Annotated in this window: 19 protein-coding genes and 1 tRNA gene; 11 read left to right on the top strand and 9 right to left on the bottom strand. The window is 72.5% G+C overall.

Features of this window, described 5'->3' with window-relative positions:
- Positions 1–172: 172 nt before the first annotated feature.
- Positions 173–260 (top strand) — tRNA-Leu (locus tag ACIRD8_RS34345).
- A gap of 64 nt (positions 261–324) precedes the next feature.
- Here the strand turns inward: ACIRD8_RS34345 and ACIRD8_RS34340 are convergent.
- Complete coding sequence (locus tag ACIRD8_RS34340; protein WP_404000573.1) at positions 325–942, bottom strand: TetR/AcrR family transcriptional regulator; 618 nt, start codon at positions 940–942, stop codon at positions 325–327.
- Between the two features lie 119 nt (positions 943–1,061).
- Here ACIRD8_RS34340 and ACIRD8_RS34335 point away from each other — a divergent pair, with 119 nt between their 5' ends.
- The 6 genes from ACIRD8_RS34335 (at position 1,062) to rbsD (ending at position 7,950) form a co-directional block, all read left to right on the top strand.
- Positions 1,062–1,889 (top strand): SDR family oxidoreductase, encoded by an 828-nt coding sequence (locus tag ACIRD8_RS34335; RefSeq protein WP_404000570.1) that lies wholly within the window; start codon positions 1,062–1,064, stop codon positions 1,887–1,889.
- Between the two features lie 210 nt (positions 1,890–2,099).
- Complete coding sequence (locus tag ACIRD8_RS34330; protein ID WP_404000568.1) at positions 2,100–3,116, top strand: LacI family DNA-binding transcriptional regulator; 1,017 nt, start codon at positions 2,100–2,102, stop codon at positions 3,114–3,116.
- Positions 3,113–4,660 carry a sugar ABC transporter ATP-binding protein gene (locus tag ACIRD8_RS34325; protein WP_404000565.1) on the top strand — a complete coding sequence of 516 codons (1,548 nt, stop codon included), beginning with the start codon at positions 3,113–3,115 and terminating at the stop codon, positions 4,658–4,660. Before ACIRD8_RS34330 ends, ACIRD8_RS34325 begins: the two co-directional genes overlap by 4 nt.
- Positions 4,650–6,614: a substrate-binding domain-containing protein gene (locus tag ACIRD8_RS34320; protein ID WP_404000562.1), complete on the top strand. Its 1,965-nt coding sequence runs from the start codon at positions 4,650–4,652 to the stop codon at positions 6,612–6,614. The genes ACIRD8_RS34325 and ACIRD8_RS34320 overlap by 11 nt, the downstream gene beginning before the upstream one ends.
- A 20-nt stretch (positions 6,615–6,634) precedes the next feature.
- A complete protein-coding gene (locus ACIRD8_RS34315; RefSeq protein ID WP_404000559.1) occupies positions 6,635–7,564 on the top strand; it encodes a ribokinase in 930 nt (309 codons plus the stop codon).
- The gene (gene rbsD, locus ACIRD8_RS34310) at positions 7,561–7,950 is read left to right on the top strand and encodes a D-ribose pyranase (protein ID WP_404000556.1); all 390 of its coding nucleotides are present in this window, start codon (positions 7,561–7,563) and stop codon (positions 7,948–7,950) included. Before ACIRD8_RS34315 ends, rbsD begins: the two co-directional genes overlap by 4 nt.
- A 51-nt stretch (positions 7,951–8,001) precedes the next feature.
- Here rbsD and ACIRD8_RS34305 read toward each other — a convergent pair whose 3' ends face one another.
- Positions 8,002–8,925: an NmrA family NAD(P)-binding protein gene (locus ACIRD8_RS34305; protein WP_404000553.1), complete on the bottom strand. Its 924-nt coding sequence runs from the start codon at positions 8,923–8,925 to the stop codon at positions 8,002–8,004.
- A gap of 105 nt (positions 8,926–9,030) precedes the next feature.
- Between ACIRD8_RS34305 and ACIRD8_RS34300 the strand changes: the two genes are divergently transcribed.
- Together ACIRD8_RS34300 and ACIRD8_RS34295 are read left to right on the top strand one after the other, a co-directional pair.
- Positions 9,031–9,594: a TetR/AcrR family transcriptional regulator gene (locus ACIRD8_RS34300; protein ID WP_404000550.1), complete on the top strand. Its 564-nt coding sequence runs from the start codon at positions 9,031–9,033 to the stop codon at positions 9,592–9,594.
- 207 nt (positions 9,595–9,801) lie between these two features.
- Entirely contained in the window at positions 9,802–10,233 is a 432-nt protein-coding gene (locus tag ACIRD8_RS34295; protein WP_404000547.1) for a VOC family protein, read from the top strand.
- A 10-nt stretch (positions 10,234–10,243) separates the two neighbouring features.
- Here ACIRD8_RS34295 and ACIRD8_RS34290 read toward each other — a convergent pair whose 3' ends face one another.
- Both ACIRD8_RS34290 and ACIRD8_RS34285 read right to left on the bottom strand, forming a co-directional pair.
- Positions 10,244–11,044: an N-formylglutamate amidohydrolase gene (locus tag ACIRD8_RS34290; protein ID WP_404000544.1), complete on the bottom strand. Its 801-nt coding sequence runs from the start codon at positions 11,042–11,044 to the stop codon at positions 10,244–10,246.
- Positions 11,045–11,227: 183 nt separating this feature from the next.
- Positions 11,228–12,094 (bottom strand): septum formation family protein, encoded by an 867-nt coding sequence (locus tag ACIRD8_RS34285; protein WP_404000541.1) that lies wholly within the window; start codon positions 12,092–12,094, stop codon positions 11,228–11,230.
- 193 nt (positions 12,095–12,287) lie between these two features.
- Between ACIRD8_RS34285 and ACIRD8_RS34280 the strand changes: the two genes are divergently transcribed.
- Positions 12,288–12,800: a DUF1772 domain-containing protein gene (locus ACIRD8_RS34280; RefSeq protein WP_404000538.1), complete on the top strand. Its 513-nt coding sequence runs from the start codon at positions 12,288–12,290 to the stop codon at positions 12,798–12,800.
- A gap of 23 nt (positions 12,801–12,823) precedes the next feature.
- Here ACIRD8_RS34280 and ACIRD8_RS34275 read toward each other — a convergent pair whose 3' ends face one another.
- Positions 12,824–13,309, bottom strand: coding sequence for a hypothetical protein (locus tag ACIRD8_RS34275; RefSeq protein WP_404000536.1), 486 nt, complete (start codon positions 13,307–13,309; stop codon positions 12,824–12,826).
- A gap of 257 nt (positions 13,310–13,566) precedes the next feature.
- On the opposite strand from ACIRD8_RS34275, the gene ACIRD8_RS34270 reads away from it, so the two are divergent.
- Positions 13,567–15,096 (top strand): hypothetical protein, encoded by a 1,530-nt coding sequence (locus ACIRD8_RS34270; RefSeq protein ID WP_404000533.1) that lies wholly within the window; start codon positions 13,567–13,569, stop codon positions 15,094–15,096.
- Positions 15,097–15,170: 74 nt separating this feature from the next.
- On the opposite strand, the gene ACIRD8_RS34265 is transcribed toward ACIRD8_RS34270, so the two are convergent.
- The 4 genes from ACIRD8_RS34265 to ACIRD8_RS34250 form a co-directional block, all read right to left on the bottom strand.
- A complete protein-coding gene (locus tag ACIRD8_RS34265) occupies positions 15,171–15,647 on the bottom strand; it encodes a hemerythrin domain-containing protein (protein WP_404000530.1) in 477 nt (158 codons plus the stop codon).
- Positions 15,648–15,774: 127 nt separating this feature from the next.
- Positions 15,775–16,338 (bottom strand): YbaK/EbsC family protein, encoded by a 564-nt coding sequence (locus ACIRD8_RS34260; RefSeq protein WP_404000527.1) that lies wholly within the window; start codon positions 16,336–16,338, stop codon positions 15,775–15,777.
- 101 nt (positions 16,339–16,439) lie between these two features.
- The gene (locus ACIRD8_RS34255) at positions 16,440–18,776 is read right to left on the bottom strand and encodes a PQQ-binding-like beta-propeller repeat protein (protein WP_404000524.1); all 2,337 of its coding nucleotides are present in this window, start codon (positions 18,774–18,776) and stop codon (positions 16,440–16,442) included.
- A gap of 2 nt (positions 18,777–18,778) precedes the next feature.
- On the bottom strand, positions 18,779–21,055 hold the full coding sequence (locus ACIRD8_RS34250; RefSeq protein ID WP_404000521.1) for a protein kinase: 2,277 nt from the start codon (positions 21,053–21,055) through the stop codon (positions 18,779–18,781).
- Between the last annotated feature and the right edge of the window lie 124 nt (positions 21,056–21,179).

The following is a 21,179-nucleotide window of genomic DNA, read 5'->3' as shown; positions in this document are numbered from 1 at the left end:
GGAGTACTCCGTGTACACGGCACGCCACGGAACGTACGCGCGTCGGGGCCCGGTCCGTCCCGGCCGGGCGTGCACCGCACTGACCACCTAAAACGCAGGTGAGAGGCACCCCAAACCCCTGGTATTGTTTTCTTTGTCGCCACGGGGAACACCCCGGGACGACAGACACCTTGTCCGGGTGGCGGAATGGCAGACGCGCTAGCTTGAGGTGCTAGTGCCCTTTATCGGGCGTGGGGGTTCAAGTCCCCCCTCGGACACCAGCGAAGACCCCAGTTCATCTGGGGTCTTTTTGCGTGGTGCGACCGCAGGCGAACGGTTGCGCGGTCACGCGGCGTCGGCCCCCGGCGCGTGGCACGACGGTGCGGTCAGTCCGGCGACGAGGAACGCGATCACCGTCTCCGTGTGCGGGAAGGACGACGGCTCCGCGGGCATCTTGACCAGCGGACGCCCGTAGGTCTCCATCGCCAGGCTGAAGGCGAGCCGGCAGCGCTCGGTGACCTCCTGCGGCGAGAGCTCCGGCAGCGCGCGCCCGAGCAGCACCTCGAAGGGCGCCGGCGCGAACAGGGTCGAGACATTGAGGACCTGGCCCGTGGGAAGGGCCGCCCGCGCCAGGAGGTGGCAGAGCACGCGGCCGTCCCGGGTGCCGACGAGTTCGGCGAAGGGCTCGACGAGGGCGGCCACCAGGTCGCGCACCTGGAGGTCGCCGCCGGGCGGACCCGAGAGGGCGCCCAGCCGCCCGCTCCACATCGGCCGCAGCTCCCGCTCCAGGAGCGCCGACACCAGTCCCTCGCGGGAGCCGAAGTGGTAGTGCACGGCGCCCGGATTCAGCCCGGCCGCCGTGTTGACCGAGCGCAGGGACACCTGGTCGGCGCCCTTCTCCAGGAACAGCTGCTTGGCGGCGGTGAGGAGGCGGTCTCGGCTGGAGGCCTCGGGCTGGCTCATGCGCCCCATTCCACCACAGCCGGAGACGTCGCCATCATCATTCAATCACTGATTGAATTACGATGGAATTCCACTGAACGGACGCGGGCCCCCACCGGGGACCGCCGAAGGAGAGCTGTATGCGTACCTATGTCGTCACCGGTTCCGCCTCGGGCATGGGCGCCGCGAGCGCCGAACGGCTGCGCGCCGCGGGCCACCGTGTCATCGGGGTGGACCTCCGGGACGCCGATGTGATCGCCGACCTCGGGAGCGAGGCCGGGCGCCGGCACGCCGTCGACGAGGCCCTCCGGATCAGCGGCGGCACCCTGGACGGAGTGGCCGCCGTCGCGGGCGTGGGCCCGGCCATGCCCGACGCCTCGGCGGTCGCGTCGATCAACTACTTCGGGCCGGTCGCCCTGCTGGAGGGTCTGCGTCCCGCGCTGGAACGCTCCGGCGCCGGCCGGGCCGTCGTGATCAGCTCGAACTCGGCCTCGACCGTCCCGCTGATCGACGACACCCTGCTGGAGCTGCTGCTGGACGGCAAGGAGGACGCCTCCCGCGAGCACGCCGCCGCCGCCCAGGGCGCCCTGCCCGCCACGATCGTGAAGTCGGCCCCCAGCATCTCGGCCTACGCGACGTCGAAGCTGGCCCTCGCCCGCTGGGTCCGGCGCACCGCGGTGACGCCGGAGTGGGGCCGCCGCGGTGTCCTCCTCAACGCGATCGCGCCCGGCGCGGTGATCACCCCGCTGATGACCGGGTCCACCGATGTGACGGCCACCCCGGACCCCGACTCCTTCCCGACGCCGATGCCTCTGGGGATCTTCGGGCAGGCCGACGACATCGCGTTCTGGGTCGAACAGTTCCTGCGCCCCGAGGCCCGCTTCACCACCGGCTCGATCCTCTACGTCGACGGCGGCACCGACGCCGCGATGCGCACCGACGCCCAGCCCACCGCCATGCGCCGGTGACCCGTGGGCCGGGGCTCCGGACCGCTCGGTCCGGAGCCCCGGCCCGCCCCCCGCGGGCCGCACCGCCCCGCGCGTCACGATCCGGTCACGTCCACCGGTCGAGGGGTTGTTTTCCGCCATGTAATCGATTCCAATCATCCGTGTAATCGATTCCACGGCCACATCCGCTGGTTTCGAGGCTTACGGAAACCACAAGGAGGTGGTCCGGAAATGGCGAGCATCAAGGATGTCGCGGCCCAGGCAGGAGTCTCTGTCGCCACGGTCTCCCGCGTCCTCAACAGCCATCCCTCCGTCAGCCCGGACGCACGCAGACGCGTCCTCGCCGCCGTCGACGCCCTCGGCTACCGGCCCAACGCCGTGGCCCGCTCGCTGCGCACCGACCAGACCCGCACGCTCGGTCTCGTCATCAGCGACGTACTCAACCCGTACTTCACCGCGCTGGCCCGCTCCGTCGAGGAGGAGGCCCGAGGCCTCGGCTACAGCGTGATCATCGGCAACGCCGACGAGCGGCCCGAACAGCAGGACCACCACGTCCGTACGCTCCTGGACCGCAGGATCGACGGACTCCTGGTGTCGCCCGCCGACGGCGAGTCCCCGCTGCTGCTGGACGTCGCGCGCACCGGGACCCCGATGGTCTTCGTCGACCGCTGGATCCCCGGCGTCGACATCCCCGTCGTACGCGCCGACGGCCACCGGGCCATCCAGGACCTGGTCGCCCATCTCTACGCGCTCGGCCACCGCCGGCTCGCCATCATCGCCGGACCGGCCGCCACCACCACCGGCAACGAACGCGTCGAGGCCTTCCGCGAAGCGATGCGCGCCCACGGCCTCGCCCTGCCCGACGCCTACATCGGCCAGGGCGACTTCCAGGCCGACAGTGGCCGGCGCGCCACCGAGCGCTTCCTCGCGCTGCCCGACCCGCCCCAGATCGTGTTCGCCGCCGACAACCTCATGGCGCTCGGCGCCCTGGACGCCATCCGCGCACGCGGCCTGCGCGTCCCCGAGGACATCGGGATCGCCGCCTTCGACGACATCCCGTGGTTCGTCCACACCGCCCCGCCGATCACCGCGATCGCCCAGCCCACGGGCGACCTCGGCCGTGCCGCCGTACGCGCCCTGGTCGACATCGTCGAGGGCCGCCCCCCGCAGTCCGTCACCCTGCCCGCCCGCCTCGTCGTACGCAGCTCCTGCGGCGAGCGCACCTCCACCCCCGGGAGCAACGAGTGAGCGAATCAGTCGAGTTGCTGCGCATCGAAGGCGTACGCAAGACCTTCCCCGGCGTCGTCGCCCTGGACAGTGTCGACTTCGACCTCCGCAGCGGCGAAGTGCACGTCCTGCTCGGTGAGAACGGCGCGGGCAAGAGCACCCTCATCAAGATGCTCTCCGGCGCCTACCGCCCGGACCGCGGCCGGATCTTCGCAGGCGGCGAGGAGGTGCGCATCCACGGCGCGCAGGACGCGGAGAAGCTCGGGATCGCCACGATCTACCAGGAGTTCAACCTGGTCCCGGATCTGACGGTCGCCGAGAACATCTTCCTCGGCCGTCAGCCCCGCCGCTTCGGCATGATCGACCGCCGACGCATGGAGGCTGACGCCGAGGTGCTCCTGCGCCGCGTCGGCCTGCACATCTCACCCCGGGTCAGGGTCCGCGAACTGGGCATCGCCCGGCTGCAGATGGTCGAGATCGCGAAGGCACTCAGCCTGGACGCACGCGTCCTGATCATGGACGAGCCGACCGCGGTCCTCACCTCCGAGGAGGTCGACAAGCTCTTCGGGATCGTGCGGCAGCTGCGCGCCGACGGCGTCGGCGTCGTCTTCATCACCCACCACCTCGACGAGATCGCCGCCCTCGGGGACCGTGTCACCGTCCTGCGCGACGGCCGCAGCATCGACCAGGTGCCCGCCTCGACCCCCGAGGCGGAGCTCGTCCAGCTCATGGTGGGCCGCAGCATCGACCAGCAGTACCCGCGCGAACGCCCGGACACGGGGCCGTCGTTGCTCTCCGTCCAGGGGCTCACCCGCGACGGGGTGTTCCACGGCATCAGCTTCGACGTCAGGGCCGGTGAGGTCGTCGGCCTGGCCGGACTCGTGGGGGCGGGCCGCACCGAGGTCGCCCGCGCCGTCTTCGGTGCCGACCCCTACGACGCCGGGACCGTCGAGGTGCTCGGCGAACGGCTGGGCAAGCACGACGTGACCGCCGCCATGGGCGCCGGGATCGGGCTCGTCCCCGAGGACCGCAAGGGCCAGGGACTCGTGCTCGACGCCTCCGTCCAGGAGAACCTCGGCCTGGTCACCCTCCGTTCGGCGACCCGCTCCGGGATCGTCGACGTCAAGGGACAGCGCACCGCCGCCGCCCGCATCGCCGAGCAGCTCGGCGTACGGATGGCGGGCCTCGGTCAGCACGTCCGCACCCTCTCCGGCGGCAACCAGCAGAAGGTCGTCATCGGGAAGTGGCTCCTGGCCGACACCCGGGTGCTGATCCTCGACGAGCCGACACGCGGCATCGACGTCGGCGCCAAGGTCGAGATCTACCAGCTCATCAACGAGCTGACGGCCTCCGGACACGCCGTCCTGATGATCTCCAGCGACCTGCCCGAGGTCCTCGGCATGAGCGACCGGGTCCTGGTCATGGCCCAGGGCCGTATCGCCGGAGAGCTCCCCGCCCACGAAGCCACCCAGGACGCCGTGATGGCACTCGCCGTCAGCGGCGCCCCCGTGATCGACCCCGACCAGCACGCAGAGAACGCAGAGGAGAGCCCCCGTGGCCACTGACACGCATCCGAGCAAGACGGGCGCGGGCGGCGCCGGACACACCCTCCGCCGCCTCCTGCTCGACAACGGCGCGCTCAGCGCCCTGGTCGTCCTCCTGGTGGCGATGTCGCTGCTCTCGGGTGACTTCCTCACCACCCAGAACCTGCTGAACGTCGGTGTCCAGGCCGCGGTGACCGCGATCCTCGCGTTCGGTGTCACCTTCGTCATCGTCTCGGCCGGCATCGACCTCTCCGTCGGCTCGGTCGCCGCGCTCTCCGCCACCGTCCTCGCGTGGTCGGCGACCTCGGCGGGGGTGCCCGTCTGGCTGGCGGTCGTCATCGCCGTGGCCACCGGCATCGCCTGCGGCTTCGTCAGCGGCGCCCTCGTGGCGTACGGCAAGCTGCCCTCGTTCATCGCGACACTGGCCATGCTGTCGGTGGCCCGGGGCCTGTCCCTGGTCATCTCCCAGGGCCGGCCGATCCCCTTCCCCGACTCCGTCTCCGTGCTCGGTGACACGCTCGGCGGCTGGCTGCCCGTCCCGGTGCTCGTGATGATCGCGATGGGCCTGATAGCGGCCCTCATCCTGGGCCGCACCTACATCGGCCGGTCCATGTACGCGATCGGGGGCAACGAGGAGGCGGCCCGGCTCTCCGGACTGCGCGTCAAGAAGCAGAAGCTCGCCATCTACGCCCTGTCCGGCCTCTTCGCGGCCGTCGCGGGCATCGTCCTCGCCTCCCGTCTCGTCTCCGCGCAGCCGCAGGCGGCCCAGGGGTACGAACTCGACGCGATCGCCGCGGTCGTCATCGGCGGCGCCAGCCTCGCGGGCGGCGTCGGCAAGGCGTCCGGCACCCTCATCGGCGCGCTGATCCTCGCCGTGCTGCGCAACGGCCTCAACCTCCTTTCCGTGTCCGCCTTCTGGCAGCAGGTCGTCATCGGCGTCGTCATCGCCCTCGCCGTCCTGCTGGACACCCTGCGCCGCAAGGCCGGCTCCGGTGCCGCGTCCGCCGGCGGATCGTCCGCCGCACCGGGGTCACCCGGGAAGGGCCGCAAGGGAGCGATGCAGATCGGCATCGCGGTGGTCTGCCTGGCCGCCGTCATCGCCGCCGTGACCTTCTTCAAGTCCGGTTCCTCCGGCACCACCACCAAGGTGGGCATGTCGCTCTCCACCCTCAACAACCCCTTCTTCGTCCAGATGAAGGAGGGCGCGCAGAAGGAGGCGAAGGAGGCCGGGATCGACCTCACCGTCACCGACGCCCAGAACGACGCCTCGCAACAGGCCAACCAGCTGGAGAACTTCACCAGTTCAGGCGTCGACTCCGTCATCGTCAACCCGGTGGACTCCGACGCGGTCGGTCCCGGTGTCCGCAACGCCAACAAGGCGGGCATCCCGGTGGTCGCCGCCGACCGCGGCGTCAACAAGGCGGAGACCGCGACGCTGGTCGCCTCCGACAACGTGGCGGGCGGCAAGCTCGCCGCGAAGTCACTCGCCGACCGGCTCGGCGGCAAGGGCAGCATCATCGTCCTCCAGGGCACCGCCGGGACCTCCGCCAGCCGTGAACGCGGAGCGGGCTTCGCCGCGGGCATCAAGGCGTACCCGGGCATCAAGATCGTGGCGACCCAGCCGGCCGACTTCGACCGGACCAAGGGCCTCGACGTCATGACCAACCTGCTCCAGTCCCACCCCGGCATCACCGGCGTCTTCGCCGAGAACGACGAGATGGCGCTCGGCGCGGCCAAGGCACTCGGCAGCAAGGCCGGGAAGTCCGTCTCGGTCGTCGGCTTCGACGGAACCCCCGACGGTCTGACGGCGGTCCAGGCGGGCACCCTGTACGCCTCCGTGGCCCAGCAGCCCGGGGAACTGGGGAAGATCGCCGTACAGAACGCGGTCAAGGCGGCCGACGGCAAGAAGATCGCCGACATGGTGAAGGTGCCGGTCAAGGTCGTCACCCGGCAGAACGTCGCCGACTTCTCCTGATCACGAAAGGCCCCACCCAGATGCAGAAGAACGAGGGCTCCGCACCCTCCCGGCACGACCTGCTGGTCGTCGGCTCGGCCAACGCCGATCTGGTCGTCGGCGTCGACCGGCGCCCGGGACCGGGGGAGACGGTGCTCGGCTCCGACCTCGTCGTCCACCCCGGCGGCAAGGGCGCCAACCAGGCGGTCGCCGCCGCCCGCCTCGGTGCCCGTACGGCGCTGCTGGCCCGGGTCGGCGACGACGCCCACGGCCGGCTGCTGCGCGCCTCGCAGCAGGACGCGGGGGTCGACACCGACGGGGTCCTCGTCGGAGGGGCGCCCACCGGCGTCGCCCTCATCACCGTCGACCCCTCGGGCGACAACAGCATCGTCGTGTCCCCGGGCGCCAACGCCCGGCTCACCCCCGAGGACATCAGGGCCGCGGGCCCCCTCTTCGCGTCGGCCCGCGTGGTCTCCGTACAGCTGGAGATCCCGCTCGACACCGTCACGGAGACGGCCCGCTCCCTCGCGCCGGGGACGCGGCTGGTACTCAACCCGTCCCCGCCCGCGCCGCTGCCCGACGAGGTGCTGGCCGCCTGCGACCCGCTGGTCGTCAACGAGCACGAGGCGCGCTTCATCCTCGGGGAGGGCGCGGGCTCCACACCGGAGTCCTGGGCGCGGGGGCTCACCGCCCTCGGCCCGCGCTCGGTCGTGATCACCCTGGGCGCGGACGGCGCGCTGGTCTCCGACACCCGCGGCGGCGAGCCCGTACGGGTGCCGAGCCCCCGGGTCGACGCCGTGGACACGACGGGTGCGGGCGACGCGTTCACCGCCGCCCTCGCGTGGCGGCTCGGCCTGGGCGAGGAGCTCACGGAGGCCGCCCGGTTCGCCGTACGGGTCGGCGCGGCCGCCGTCACCAAGGAGGGCGCGCAGGCGTCCTTCCCGACCGCGGAAGAGGTCTCCGCGCTGTGAAGAAGTCAGGCATCCTGAACCGCCACCTCGCGGGGGCCGTGGCCGAACTCGGCCATGGCGACGGCGTCCTGATCTGCGATGTGGGCATGCCCATCCCCCCGGGCCCACGGGTGGTCGACCTGGCCTTCCGCGCGGGCGTCCCGTCGTTCGCCGACGTCCTGGACGGCCTGCTGGACGAACTGGTCGTGGAGGGAGCGACGGCGGCCGAGGAGATACGGGAGGCCAACCCGGAGGCCGCCCGCCTCCTGACCGCCCGCCTCCCCGGCCTGACGCACGTGCCCCACGAGCAGCTGAAGGCGCTCACCGCGTCCGCCCGCCTGGTGGTACGGACGGGGGAGGCCAGGCCGTACGCGAACGTCCTGCTGAGGTGCGGCGTCTTCTTCTGACGCCGCGCCCCGCGCCCGGACAGCCGACCGGGTGGTCCCGGAGCCCGGTGCTCAGGCCGTGGCCCGCAGGTGTTCGTGCGCCCACTGCTCGAAGCCGGTCACATCGAGGCCCAGTTCACGGGCGAACCGCGGTCTGGCCGGCTGGCCGACCGCCTCCATGAACGCGTGCGTGGCCCCCATGTCCCCCATGCCGGCGGCGCGGGCCTGCTCCTCCGTCATGTCCGGTGCCGACAGCGGCACTCCCAGGGCGCGGGAGAGGACCTCGGCGATCTCGGTCATGGTCAGGTGGTCGCCGGCGAGCTCCAGCTCCACCCGGTGGAACGCGGCGGGCGCGGACACGGCGGCGGCCGCGGCCCGGCCCACGTCCCTGGCCGCCACGAGCGCCAGATGCGTGCCCGGCCGGACGACGGTGACCAGACCGCCCTCGACACCCCGGGGGAAGTAGAAGCGCATCGACGGCTCGAAGTTCTCCATGAAGAACGACGGCTTGAGCAACGTCCAGTACGGGAAGTCGATCTCGCGCAGCCGGTCCTGGATCGCGGCCTTCGTGCCGAGCGGGGCCTCCATGATCGCCCACCGCCCCTCGGCCCAGCCCGGGGCCTCGACATGCTGCCCCACGCCGCTGGTCGAGGACTGGACGAACTGCTCCACACCGGCCGCCCTCGCGGCGGTCATGAGGTTGTCCGCCTGGCGCACCTCGCCGGCGAAGTCGAAACCCTGCCCGGTCCAGGCGGGCATCTGCACGGAGAAGACCGCCCGGACGCCGTCCACGGCCGCGCCGAGGGTCGACGGTTCGGTGAGATCGCCGACGAACAGCTGGGCGCCGAGTGCCTCGACGGCCCGTGCGCGGGGGGTGTTCGGGTCACGCACCAGAGCGCGCACCGGTGTTCCCTGCGCGAGCAGCGCGCGGGCGGTGGCGCCGCCCTGGCGGCCCGTGGCACCGGCGACGAGAACCGGTGATGCGGCAGCGGTCATGAGTTGTCTCCTCGGTGGTTCGCACGCCCCAGAAACGGCGGGGCCCGCCGTTTGGTGTTCGCTACAATACGGCGGGGCCCGCCACTTATCAACGCAGGGGAGAACATGACCGGCCAGCGCTCGGACGCCCGCCGCAACTACGCGCACATCCTCGCCGTGGCCGAGGCGGAGGTGGCGGCCCAGGGAGCCCAGGCCTCCCTGGAGCGGATCGCCCGTGTCGCAGGCGTGGGATCGGCCACCGTGCGGCGTCATTTCCCCACCCGCAAAGCCCTGCTCGACGCCGTCTTCAAGCAGCGTGTCCACGTCCTGTGCGAACGCGCCCGCACACTCCAGGACGAGCACGACAGCCGCACCGCACTGGTGGAGTGGCTGCGCGAACTGCTCGCCTACTCGCTCGCCGCGCGCGGGCTGGCGGACGTCCTGTCCTACGAGCCGCTCCAGGACGAGGCCGGCCAGGACTCCTGCGGGGTCGTCATCGGGGCGGCCTGCTCCTCACTGCTGAGCAGGGCCGTGGACGACCGGGCCGTCCGGGCGGACATCACCGTCGACGACCTGCTCACCCTGATCGTCGGAATCGCCCTGGCCACCGAGAACTACACCGACCCGAAGGCGCAGGCGGAGCGCGCCTTCCGGCTCGCCGTCGCGGGCCTCGACGCCTACGGAACCTGAGCGTTCACCGCCCGGCCGTCACAGGCGCGCGGTAAGGTCGGTGCCGTGACTGCCGGGTCGGCCATGGGCCATGTACGAGAGAGCAGCCCGGCTGCTGCATGAGCCCGTGGCGGGCGCGAGCCCCGCCACTCCGTCGTGTCATCCCGCCCGGCGCCCCAGTGCGGCGCCCCCTTCCCGCGGAATCCACGACATGGAGACGTGATCGACATGCCTCACACCCAGCAGCTCCCGCTCGACTCCCAGCAGGGCGTCGACGTCGTCCAACTGGACCACCACGCCGTGTACGCCAAGGACCGCAGCCTCTCGGCCGAGTTCATCGCCGCTGTCCTCGGCCTGGAGGTCGGCGCCCCGTTCGGGCCGTTCCTGCCCGTCGACCTGGGCAACGGCGTGACCCTCGACTACTACGAACTGCGGGACGAGCCCGTGCAGTCGCAGCACTACGCCTTTCTCGTCCCCGACGCGCAGTTCGACGCCATGACGGCCCGGCTCCAGGCGCTCGGCGTCACCTACTACGCCGACCCCCATCACAGCGAACCCGGGCAGATCAACCGCCTGTTCGGTGGCCGCGGGGCCTACTTCCTGGACCCGGACGGCCACAACATGGAGATCATGACCCGGCCCTACGCCCGGCCGAGGTAGCCGTTCCGGGTCATACGTCCATGAGCCCGTCCACCAGCGCGGCGAGTGCCGAGGCGAGCGCGTCGAGACCCGGGCCGGCCGGGCCGCCCGGCTCGGTCATGTACAGGTCGCGCCGGATCTCGATCATCAGCGCGGTGACCCGCGGGTCCGTCCCGTAGTGCTTCAGCGGCACGTACGTACCGGGGAACGGGCTGTTCAGGCCCGTGCCGCCGAATCCGGCGAACGCCGCCTCCGCCCGGGCCTGCAGCCCGGGCGGGGTGTGGAACCCGTCGGTGCCCAGACAGACCGGGGGCCGCGGGCCGGTGCCGTGCAGCTCGTACGGGAGCGCGGTGACCGGGTAGGAGTGGACGTCGATGACGACGGCACGTCCCGTGGCGGCGAGCCGTTCGTCGACGGCCTCGGTCATCGCCCGGGCGTACGGATGGAAATAGCGGTCGAGCAGAGGCACCGGATCCGCACCGGGCGGCCGGAGCCGCTCCCGGTGGGTGGTGCGGGTGTAGACCGCGCCCATGCCGGCGGCCAGCATCTCCTCCCGCTCGTCGGGGAACCGCTCGGGGTCGACGACCAGGCGTGACAGGCCGTTGACGAAGCGCCAGGGCGTCACCGCGCAGGCCGCGGAGGCCCTGGCGGCCAGGCCGGCCGTGTGGGAGTCCGTGATGTGGTCGAGTTCCGCTTCGAGTGCCTCGTCGTCGAGCACGATGCCGTGGCGCACGTGCTCCGGGACGGTCCGGGAGGAGTGCGGGACGTGCAGCAGCACCGGCGATCCGGGGGCGCCGGGCAGAAGCCGGAACGGCGGCGGCTCGGGGCTCAACGGTCGCTCCTCGTACGTGGGCCGGGGGAGGTGCGATGAGGGCGGGGCGGCGCCCGGGCCCGCACCGCTCGGGCGCCCCGAAGTGTACCTTCGGCGTCCTTTCACCCCGCGGGGAGCGACCCGTCGGACGCCGGTGCGCGCCCCCGCAGGCTGTCCGCGGGGGCGCGCACCGTACGGGCCGGATCAGCCGGTCCAGACCTCGGCGTCCTCGGCCGGGACGGTGGTGGCGAGCTTCAACTCCTTGCGGGCGGCGACCGACTTGTTCGGGTCGATGCCGGTGAAGCCCAGGTCGTAGGCGACGTAGAAATCATCCATGTTCCCGGCGGAGGCAGCATCCTCCCAGGCGTCGGCGGCCTCCTCCAGCTGCGCGCGGAGCTTCACCGTCTGCGGCTGCTTCACACCCTTCAGGTTCGTCACGTGGGTGTTCAGCGCGGCGGAAACGGCTTTGGCCTGCTTCTTGTAGCCGGGCAGGTCGTCCTCGATCTGGTCCGCCTCGGGCTGGTTGCCCCACAGCGCCTCGTAGACCGCGTTGGAACCCTTCAAATACGCGAGCTGCTCGGCGTTCAGGGACTTGTCCTGGAGCGAGCCGGAGAACGTGCCCGACTCCTTGGCGTAGGTGCAGCTCACGGCCCGGTCGCCGGTCTTCCAGCTCTCGCTGGTGGGGTAGTAGATGAAGAGGCCGACGCCCTCGGGCACCGCCCAGGTGTCGGAGATGAACTTCTGGGACTCCGCCGGGCACCCCTCCTCGGCGATCTTCGAGGTCCCGTCGTCACCGGGGTACTCCGACTCCCCCTCGATGGTGAACTCGCCGACGACCTGGCCCTTGTGCGCTTCCCCGCACGGCACGATCTCGACGCTGATCTCCTCGCTCTCGGCCGCCCCGCTGTTCGGGTTGTAGCAGTCGCCCGGGGTGAGCGAGAAGACCGACCGCTGTCGCACGACCTTCTTGGCGCTGTCGATGGCGTCGGCGCAGCCCACCGCGCCTATCGCGAGAAGGGCGACGGCGGCGGACATGCCGCGTGCTGAACGGGACGTGACACCGAGAATCATGACGTGGGCATCCTCAAACGGAAGTACTGTGAACAGGTGTGCGCATCGTATGGCATATGCGTGACGGCGCTGTGTGCAGGCTGTGCCCGAACCGGAGCGCCGGCCTCCCGTACCCGGTGACACCCGTCACCGACCCCGACGGGGGCGTCGTCCACTTCGTCGAACGGGCCGCAGCGCCGGATTCGGAGCACGCATGAGAACACTCCAGACCGCGGTCCTTCTCGCCTCGGCCGGGGGAGCCGCCCTGATGGCCGGGCTGTTCTGCGCCTTCTCGTACGCCGTCATGCCGGGCCTGGCCCGTGGTGAGGACCGGGCCTTCGTCCGGACCATGCAGCACATCAACCGGGCCATCATCAACGGCTGGTTCCTCACGCCCTTCCTGCTGCCCCTGCCGTTGCTGGTGCTGGCGACGGTCCTCGCCGTGAAGGGCCACAGCCCGGGAGCCCTGCCCTGGATCGTCGCGGCGCTGGTGCTCCACGGGGCGGCGTTCCTCGTCACCGGAACACGCAACGTCCCGCTCAACGACGCCCTCGACAAGGTGCCGGCCGACGCGGCCCCCGACCTGCTCCGGGAGGCGCGCGCCGCGTTCGAGGACCGCTGGGTCATGTGGAACACCGTTCGCGCCGTCCTCCACACCGCGTCCTTCGGCGTGCTGCTGTGGGCGCTCCACCTGCACAGCACGGGCGTACGGGAGTTGACCCCCTAGGGGATCTCGCGGAGCCCGGTGGATCAGGCCGCGATGACGACCGCCTGCCGGGCCAGGACAGGGGCGTCCGACGGCGCCGGAGTCCGGGTGAAGACCACGGCCCGCAGCAACGCGAACCGGCCGGCCCCGGCCGCCGCGGACGCCGACAGGTACACGGTCTGCTCGACCAGTGCTGAGGGGGCGGACTGCAGGGCGTGCAGCACGAGCAGAGCGCCGGTCGTGAACGCGTAACTCACGACCACCGTGAGCCCGGACTGCAGATGGACCCTCCAGCCCCTGCGGTCGCTCCGGAAGGAGATCCGGCTGTGCAGCTCCGTCGCGATCACCGTGGAGACCACGGTGATCAGGGCGTTGGCGAGGACCAGCGGCATCCGGCCGCCGATCAGCACCAGCGCACCACTGGCCGCCAGTCCGACACCGCCCCCGCAGACGACGAAGCGCACGAAGGCCGCGACCAACGGATGGACGGTGCGCTTCGCCTTCGTCGGCAGATCGGTTCGGGCGGTCACGGGGGGCCTCCGGGAGCGGTGCGGGGACGGTGTTCTGATTCCACCCCACAACCCGGGGCCGGCGCGTCACCCCAGCGACGCAGCCGGGCCCCTACTTATGTAGGGGGTACCCCCCAAGGGGCCCCCGGGGCACGGGAGTCAGCGTCCCGCCACCGGTCGCGGCACACTGCCCCCCACGTGACCCCCGACCCCCCTCTCTCGTTGACCCAAGCCGCGCCGTCCCCGTCCCGCGGCCCCCGGAGAGACGAGGAGCGGTCATGCACGAGTGCCCACCACTGCGCCCGGCGGTGAGGGCCCCGGCCGAACGGCCCAGCCGGCGGACATCCGGTCCACTGCCGTGGCTGACGGCGCTCGCCGCGGTCTTCGCCGCCGTACAACTGACCCTCGTCGTACCGGGTTCGGGCCTTGCCTGGGACGAGACGGTCTACGTCAGCCAGGTCGGCGGCAACGCCCCCGCCGCCTTCTTCAGCGCCCCCCGCGCCCGCGGGATCTCCTACCTGGTCGCTCCCGTCGCGGCGCTCACCGCATCCACCACGGCGCTGCGGATCTATCTCGCCCTGCTCTCCGCCGCCGCACTGCTCGTCGCCCTGTGGGTCTGGCGGAAGGTGCTGCCCACCCCCGTCCTCGTGGGCGCGGGCGCACTGTTCGCCGGCTTGTGGCCGACCCTGTTCTACGGCCCCGCCGCCATGCCCAACCTGTGGTGCGCCCTGGGTGCCCTGGCCGCGACCGGCTGGGTCGTGAGGGCCGTGCGCGGTTCCGCCGGGCCGGCGGAGACGGCCGGTGCGGGGGCCGCCGTGGCCCTGGTCGCCCTGATGCGCCCGGCCGACGGATTCTGGCTCGCGCTCCCGCTGGTCCTGGCCGTCACCCTGGTGCCGGGTCGACGCCTGCCCCGCCTGGGCGCCGCACTCGTCGGCGGACTCGTCGCCGGCTGCGTACCCTGGACGGCCGAGGCGTACGCCCGTTACGGGGGCCTCGGGGCGCGGCTGCACCGGGCCGGCGAGATCCAGGGCGGCCTCGGGTGGAACGTCGCCGTCGACGACCACCTGCGAGCGCTCGCCGGCCGGACCCTGTGCCGCCCCTGCGACATCGGCTGGGAGAACCCCGCCACCGCGGTGTGGTGGCTGGCGCTGCCCCTCCTCGCGGCGGGCGGGATCATGGCGGCCCGGCGTGCGGGCCGAGGGACCACGGCACTGCTGGCGACGGCGGCCGGTGTCTCGACGGCCGTACCGTACCTGTTCCTGGTCGAGTACGCCGCGCCCCGATTCCTGCTCCCCGCCTACGCGTTGCTGGCCGTCCCGGTGGCCGAGTACCTGGTGCACCTCTTCGCCCGGACACGTCGTGCCCGCCGCCCGGCAGGGGTCGGGGCGCTGACGCTGGTCCTGGCCGCTCATCTCACCGTCCAGCTCTCCGTGCTCAGCCACGCCGTCCGCGTCGGCCACGCCACGACCAAGGAGTTCGCCGCGGTCGCCGAGGAGCTGAACCGGCTGGGTGTGCGCCCGCCGTGCGTGGTCAGCGGGGACCAGGCCGTGCCGATCGCCTACTATGCCGGCTGCGTCTCCCGCCAGACCGGGGGCCACGACGCGAGCATCACTCCCGAAGCCCTCCAGGCTCTCGCACGCCGCGTACCGGCCGCCGTTCTCACGGCCGAGGGCGACGTGCCGCCCCCGGCCGTCGACGGTGCGCGGGCCGTCCTCCTGCCGCCCGGCCGCGGCCCGGGTCCCCACCGGACCTATCTGCTGCCGGGCCCCGCCACCGGCCGGACGGCCGCCACCGCGAAATCCGGCTGACCGGACCGGGCGGCTCCTACTCCTGACGCACCGGGGGAGAAGGGCCGCCCGCATCCGGGCCCGGCCGGCCGGGATCACGAGCGGCCCAGCTCCCCGGGCGCGTCAGGATGCGCTGCCCGCCACGCCGCCATCGAGCGGTCCCACTCGTCCCCGGACAGCGCGGTGAGGGAGGCCGGGAACAGGCCGTCCTCCTCCTTGGCGATGTGCCGGTGGAGCTCGTCGACCGCCTCCCGCAGCTGTACGACGTCCTCGCCACGGCGCAGATCGACACGGCCCAGGAACGCGGCGAGCTCGCGGTGTTCCCGTACCAGGGCGCCGATGTAACCGGCGTACTCCTCGTCGCCGCCCATCACCGCGAAGAGCCCGTCCTCCTCGCCCTGCCAGTGGGCGAGGAGCTCCCGGCCCATCCGGGCCACCAGCTCCCCGGCGAGTGCCGGATCGCCGTGGTCGAGGGCGCGCAGCGCGTCCCCCGCGGTGTCGGTGACGGACTCGTGCTCCGCGATGAACTCCTTGATCAGCGGAATCTCGCGGCAGCCGCAGTAGTGGCACATGCGGCCACCGTAACCGGACGCGCGGCTTATGGGAGGCAAGGGGATGGGGTGAGCGCCATGGGCGGGTAAGCACCTGTTGTCCGCTGGCCGGGGCGTCCCGCGGACGGCAAGGGCGCCGCCCGGCAGGTCATGGCGCGGTGGTCTCCGGCTCCCGTGCGGTGATCGGCTGGATCCGCGCCCCGACGCGGTGAAGGTGGTCGCGGTAGTCCTGCGCGTTCAGAGCCAGCGAGCGGTCCAGCCGCGCCGCGTTGAAGAAGATCTCCTCGTGCTCCAGCACCCCTGGATCCACGACGAGTTCGAGATCCGGATGGAAGCTGAACGGCAGGATGGTGCCGCTGACACTCCCGGACAGCGCCTCGGCCTTGTCGGCGGAGGCGAACGACACATAACTGCCTTCCGCCAGGGCCTTCAGTCCCAGCAGATCCACCCGGGCGTCTCCGGGGACGACCGCGAGGAAGTACCGCTTGGTGCGCTTGCCCGTCTTGACCATGACGACGAGACACTTGGCCCCCTGCGCCACCGGGTGGCCCCGGTACCGGCTGACCTCCTCGGTACGCCCTTCCGGGGCGTGGTCGATGACGCGGTAGCGGGCACCGCTCTCGTCGAGCAGCGAGATGAGCCGCAGATACGCGGCGTCGCCGCCGGGGACGTCCGCGAGCTCCTGCGGGACGGACGCAAACTGTTCGGGCACGTGTACCAATCCTTTGTCGGACATCCGCTTGAACCTCGGTGATGCGTTGTCGGCACGACGATAGAGCCCAGGCTCCCTGCGTGACAGCCACGGCAGGCCGCTCAGGAGGCCGCCCGGACCTTCGACGCGAAGGCCATCAGGCCCTTCGGCCCCATGGCGTACACCAGGCCGTCCCCGGCGAAGAACGGGAGCTGGCCATAGGTCACCGCGGAGTCCAGCTCCGCCGTCCAACGCGCCTTGCCGTCACCGGAGTCGAGGGCCCACAGCCGGTCGCCGGTGCACACGTAGACGGTGTCGTCCGCACACTGCAGATGTGGGATACCGGAGGTGTTCTCGAAGAGTGATCCCGCCCAGCGCACCTTCCCGGTGCGGGCGTCCAGGGCATGGACGACCAGCGCGAGACCGGACCCTGCGGCGGCGTAGACGGTCTTCCCGTCCTGGCTCGCGACGACGGCCTTGTAGGCGAGCTCCGGTGATTTCCAGGCCACTTGGCCGTTGTCCGGATCGATGGCGTACAGACGGTCGGTCACATGCAGGAAGAACCCACCGGCCGACGCGTGCTGCCCGTCCCGCCAGGGCCCGTACACGCCCTGGGACAGTACGTCCATGGCGCTGGCCCCGCCCCCGGGCGACGGCTGCTCCCAGACGACCTTGCCCTTGGCGCCCGTGTCGAGGCCCGCGATCGTGGGGGCGCTCCCGTCGGTGTTGGCGCTCGCCCACAGCAGGCGCGTCCCCGAGGACGGCACGGACAGATCGCCCTTGTTCCCCTGCGTCTCGGTGCTCGTGAGCACCAGCTGCCAGCCGACCTTGCGTGCCGCCGGGTCGACGGAACAGACGAACGTACCGCTCTTGGTCATGTCCTCGGGATCGAGGGACGGATCGAGGGTGAGGGACAGCCAGTTGCCCGTGAGATAGACCTGACCGTCGAGGACGCCGGTCACGGTCACGCTCGACGCCGACCTGTGCGTCAGCTCCAGCGTCCAGGCGACGGCGCCCGTGTCCAGGCGGATGGCCCGGAAGACCCGCTTCTGCTCGCCGGGGCCCGCGCGTACGACGCTGTACACGAACCCGTCGCCGACGGCGGCCACCAGGCCGCCGAAACTCGCGTTCACCGGGTCCGGCAGATTGGCCAGCGGACCCCATACGCGCTTGCCCGCCCGGTCGAAGGCCCACGCCCGCTTGGCGCTGAACCCGACGACGGTCCCGTTCTCCCCGGAGATCTGCACCAGGGGTTCGGAGACCGCGCCCGTCCACAGCGGGGTGGCCTCGACGTCGGTGTCGAGAGGGCGCCCGTCATCGGTGAGGCCGGGGCCCGACGGCTTCGCGTCCGACGGGGTCCCGGGGGAGTCCTCGCCTCCCAGCCACAGCCCCAGCGCGGTGCCGCCCCCGGCCAGGGCCACCGCTCCGGCCGCGAGCCCCACGATCAGCCCGCGACGGCTGGGCCCGGCCGGCGGCCCGGGCGGGAAGGGCGGCGGCGGGTAGGCGGGCGGGCCCGGCGGCGGCGCGAGGACGAACGGCGCGGCGGGCTCCTGCGGGCGCGCGGTGACGGTCGGTGCCATCACCGCCGTCGCCTCCTCGATCGCGTTCATCACGGCGGGCGGCAGCCACGGCCCCTCGGTGCGTGGGGCCGCGCTCCGCTCGACGTACTCGACGATCTGACGCGGGGCGGGCCGGTCCGCCGGGGCCTTCGCCAGACACGCGGCCACCAGGAGCCGCAGAATCTCCGGCACGGCCGACAGATCCGGCTCCTCCCGCACCACCCGCTTCAGCACCTCCACGGGCTGCCCGCCGTCGAACAGGCCCGAGCCGCGGGCGGCGAACGCGAGTGTGGCGCCCAGCGAGAACACATCGCTCGCCGGGCCCACCTCACCGTCCGTGGCCTGCTCGGGCGACATGTACGCGGGCGTGCCGAGGACGGTGCCCGTCGCCGTCAGCGCCGTACCGTCCGCGGCACGTGCGATGCCGAAATCGATGACGTGCGGGCCGTCCAGCGCCAGCAGGACGTTGCCCGGCTTGAGGTCCCGGTGGGTCAGCCCCGCCGCGTGGATCGACGTGAGCGCCTCGGCGACCCCCGCCGCCAGCGCCATCAGGGCCCGCGCGGGCAACGGCCCCCCGGCCGCCACCGCCGCGCCCAGCGAGATGCCCGGCACGAACGCGGTCGCCATCCACGGCACCGGGGCCTCGGGATCCGCGTCGACCACCGGGGCGGTGAAGGCACCGGACACCGTGCGGGCGGCCCTCACCTCGGCACCGAACCGCGCCCGGAAACCCGCGTCGGCGGCGAGCTCCGGCCGTACGGTCTTCACCGCGACGGTCCGGCCGCCGGCCGACCGCCCGAGATACACGGTGCCCATGCCCCCGGCCCCGAGCCTGCCGAGCAGTGTGTACGGGCCGGTACGAGGCGGGTCCGACGGGTCGAGAGGCTCCAACGCGGCCATGCTCAGGCTCCGTTCGCATTGAGGGCGGCGACCGTCGAGGTGTCCGGTTTCGATACGCAGAGCCGGCCGTCACCGGCGCTCCAGGCGAGTTCCATCGGATCGGTTCCCTTCCAGCCGGTGTACTTCCAACGGGGCTTGCCGTTCGACGCGTCGAAGGCCCACACCACTCCGTCGGCCCCCATCCGGTAGACGTTCCCGTCCGCGCACAGCAGCCGGGCGCCCTGGTAGGCCGAGCCCTTGGCATCGGCAGGCACCGGCACCTTCCACCTCCGCTCACCCGTCCGGCAGTCGAGGGCGGCGAGCGAGGGTCCACCGTCCTCGTCGCTCCACAACGCGTACAGCACCGTGCCCTTGGCGTCGGTGGCGATGCCGTCACCCCGGACGGAGGCGCCGACCGCGCCCTCCGCCTTCCACGCCTGCCGCCCGGTCGCCGGCTCCCGCGCGGACAGCACCCCCGCGCCGTCCACCAGGACGAGGTAGGGCCCGGCCGCGGCCATCGCGGTCGCCTTCATCTTCTTCGACCAGGCGACGTCGCCCTTCCCACCGAGCGCGACCACCCGGTCCACGCCCCCGTAGACCATGCCGCCTCCCGTGGCGGGCAGGGCCCAGAAGACAGGGGTGGCCTGGGCCTTCCCGTACCAGGCCGTCCGCCGGGAGCCGAGGTCGGCGGCCCACAGGCCGAACCCCGCCGAACCGGTGCCCTGGCTCGACATGGTGACGGTGTGGGCGCGGCCGTCGCGTACGCCGCAGAAGGCCGAGAGTCCCATCCCTGCGGTCTCGGTCAGCGTGATCAGCCGGGGGTCCTTGCCGTCGGCCACGCGGAAGCCGAGCAGGGCCGTGCGGGTGGTGGCCGACAGGTCGCCCGGTGTCACGGCGGGCATCACACTCAGGCCCACGTAGAGACGGCCGTCGTGCAGCCCCGCCACCGGCCGGGGGGTGCTGCCCGCCGAGGAGAAGGCGAGGCCGTGGTCCCGCGCCTTCACCGTCCACTTCGTGCCGCCGCTCTTGTCGAACCCGGTGACCTGGCTCACGGACACGCAGGCGACGACACCGCTCGCGGCGATCACCTGGGTGCCGGCCACGGACTGGCGCACCTGCCAGGCCAGCTTCGCGTCCATGACGTCGTCACCCGAAGGGCGCGAGGCCGTGCCCTTGCTGCCGCTCCCGGACGTGCCGCCCCCGCCGGTCGTGTCCCGGTCATGGAGGAGCGCCCACGCGGTCCCGCCGCCGGCCACCGCGACCGTCCCGCCGGCCAGCCCGAGCAGCAGCGTGCGCCTGCTCGGGCGCCCACCCGGGCCGTCAGGGCCGCCCGTTGCGCCCGTTGCGCCCGGGCCGCCCGGGAGCGCCTCGGTCGGCCCGGTCAGCGGCACGGTGGGCGCGGGGGTGGGAAGCGCGGTGAGGGCCGCCCGCACCGAGAGCACGTCCGCCGCCACCGGTTCCGGCAGCCAGCCCGCCCAGCCCTGGGCGGGACGGGCGCGTTCGGCCAGTTCGGCGTACGTGATGACCTCGCGCGGGGCCGGCCGCTCGCGGGGGTCCTTGGAGAGGCAGCGCCGGATCAGCGGACGCAGGCTCGCCGGGACGTAGGTCAGGTCCGGTTCGGTGTGGACGACCCGGAAGAGGACGGCGGCCCCGGCGCCGTCCCCGAAGGGGCTGGCACCACCGGCGGCGAAGGCGACCGTGGAGGCGAGGGAGAACACATCGCTCGCCGGGGTGAGTTGCTGCCCGACCGCCTGCTCCGGAGACATGTACGGCGCCGAGCCGATCACCGCACCGGTCGAGGTGAGGACCGTGCCGTCCGTCGCCCGCGCGATCCCGAAGTCGATGACGTGCGGCCCGTCGAGGGCCAGCAGCACGTTCGCCGGCTTCAGGTCCCGGTGGATCACTCCGGCACCGTGGACGGAGAGCAGGGCCTCCGCGAGCCCGGCCGTCAGCATCCGTAACGCGTCCTCGGGCAGCGGCCCGTGCTCGGCCACCGCCGCGTGCAGCGAGAGGCCGACGACGAACGACGTCGCCATCCACGGGATCTCGGCCTCCGTGTCGGCGTCCACCACAGGAGCCGTGAAGGCCCCCGACACGCGCCGGGCCGCGGCGACCTCCCGGCGGAACCTGTCCCGGAACGCCTGGTCGTGCGCCAGGTCCATGCGCACCACCTTCACCGCAACGGTCCGGCCGCCGGCCGACCGCCCGAGATACACCTCGCCCATCCCGCCCGCACCGAGCTTCCCGGCCAGCGCGTACGGCCCGATCCGTGCCGGATCGGCAGCACCAAGTGGTTTCATGAGACCGTCTCCTCCCCCGTGGCCCCACAGATTAGTGGTGGGACCAACGGGTCGGCCCCGGTCTTCGGCCGTTCCGCCGGAGGACGGGGCCGGAACAGGCCGCCATCTGGCGGATCTTGGCAGG

It is taken from the genome of Streptomyces sp. NPDC102451, from assembly GCF_044765485.1.
Classification (GTDB): Bacteria; Actinomycetota; Actinomycetes; order Streptomycetales; family Streptomycetaceae; genus Streptomyces.
The sequence above is the reverse complement of the archived record's forward strand: the minus strand, read 5'-3'. Positions and strand labels throughout refer to the sequence as shown.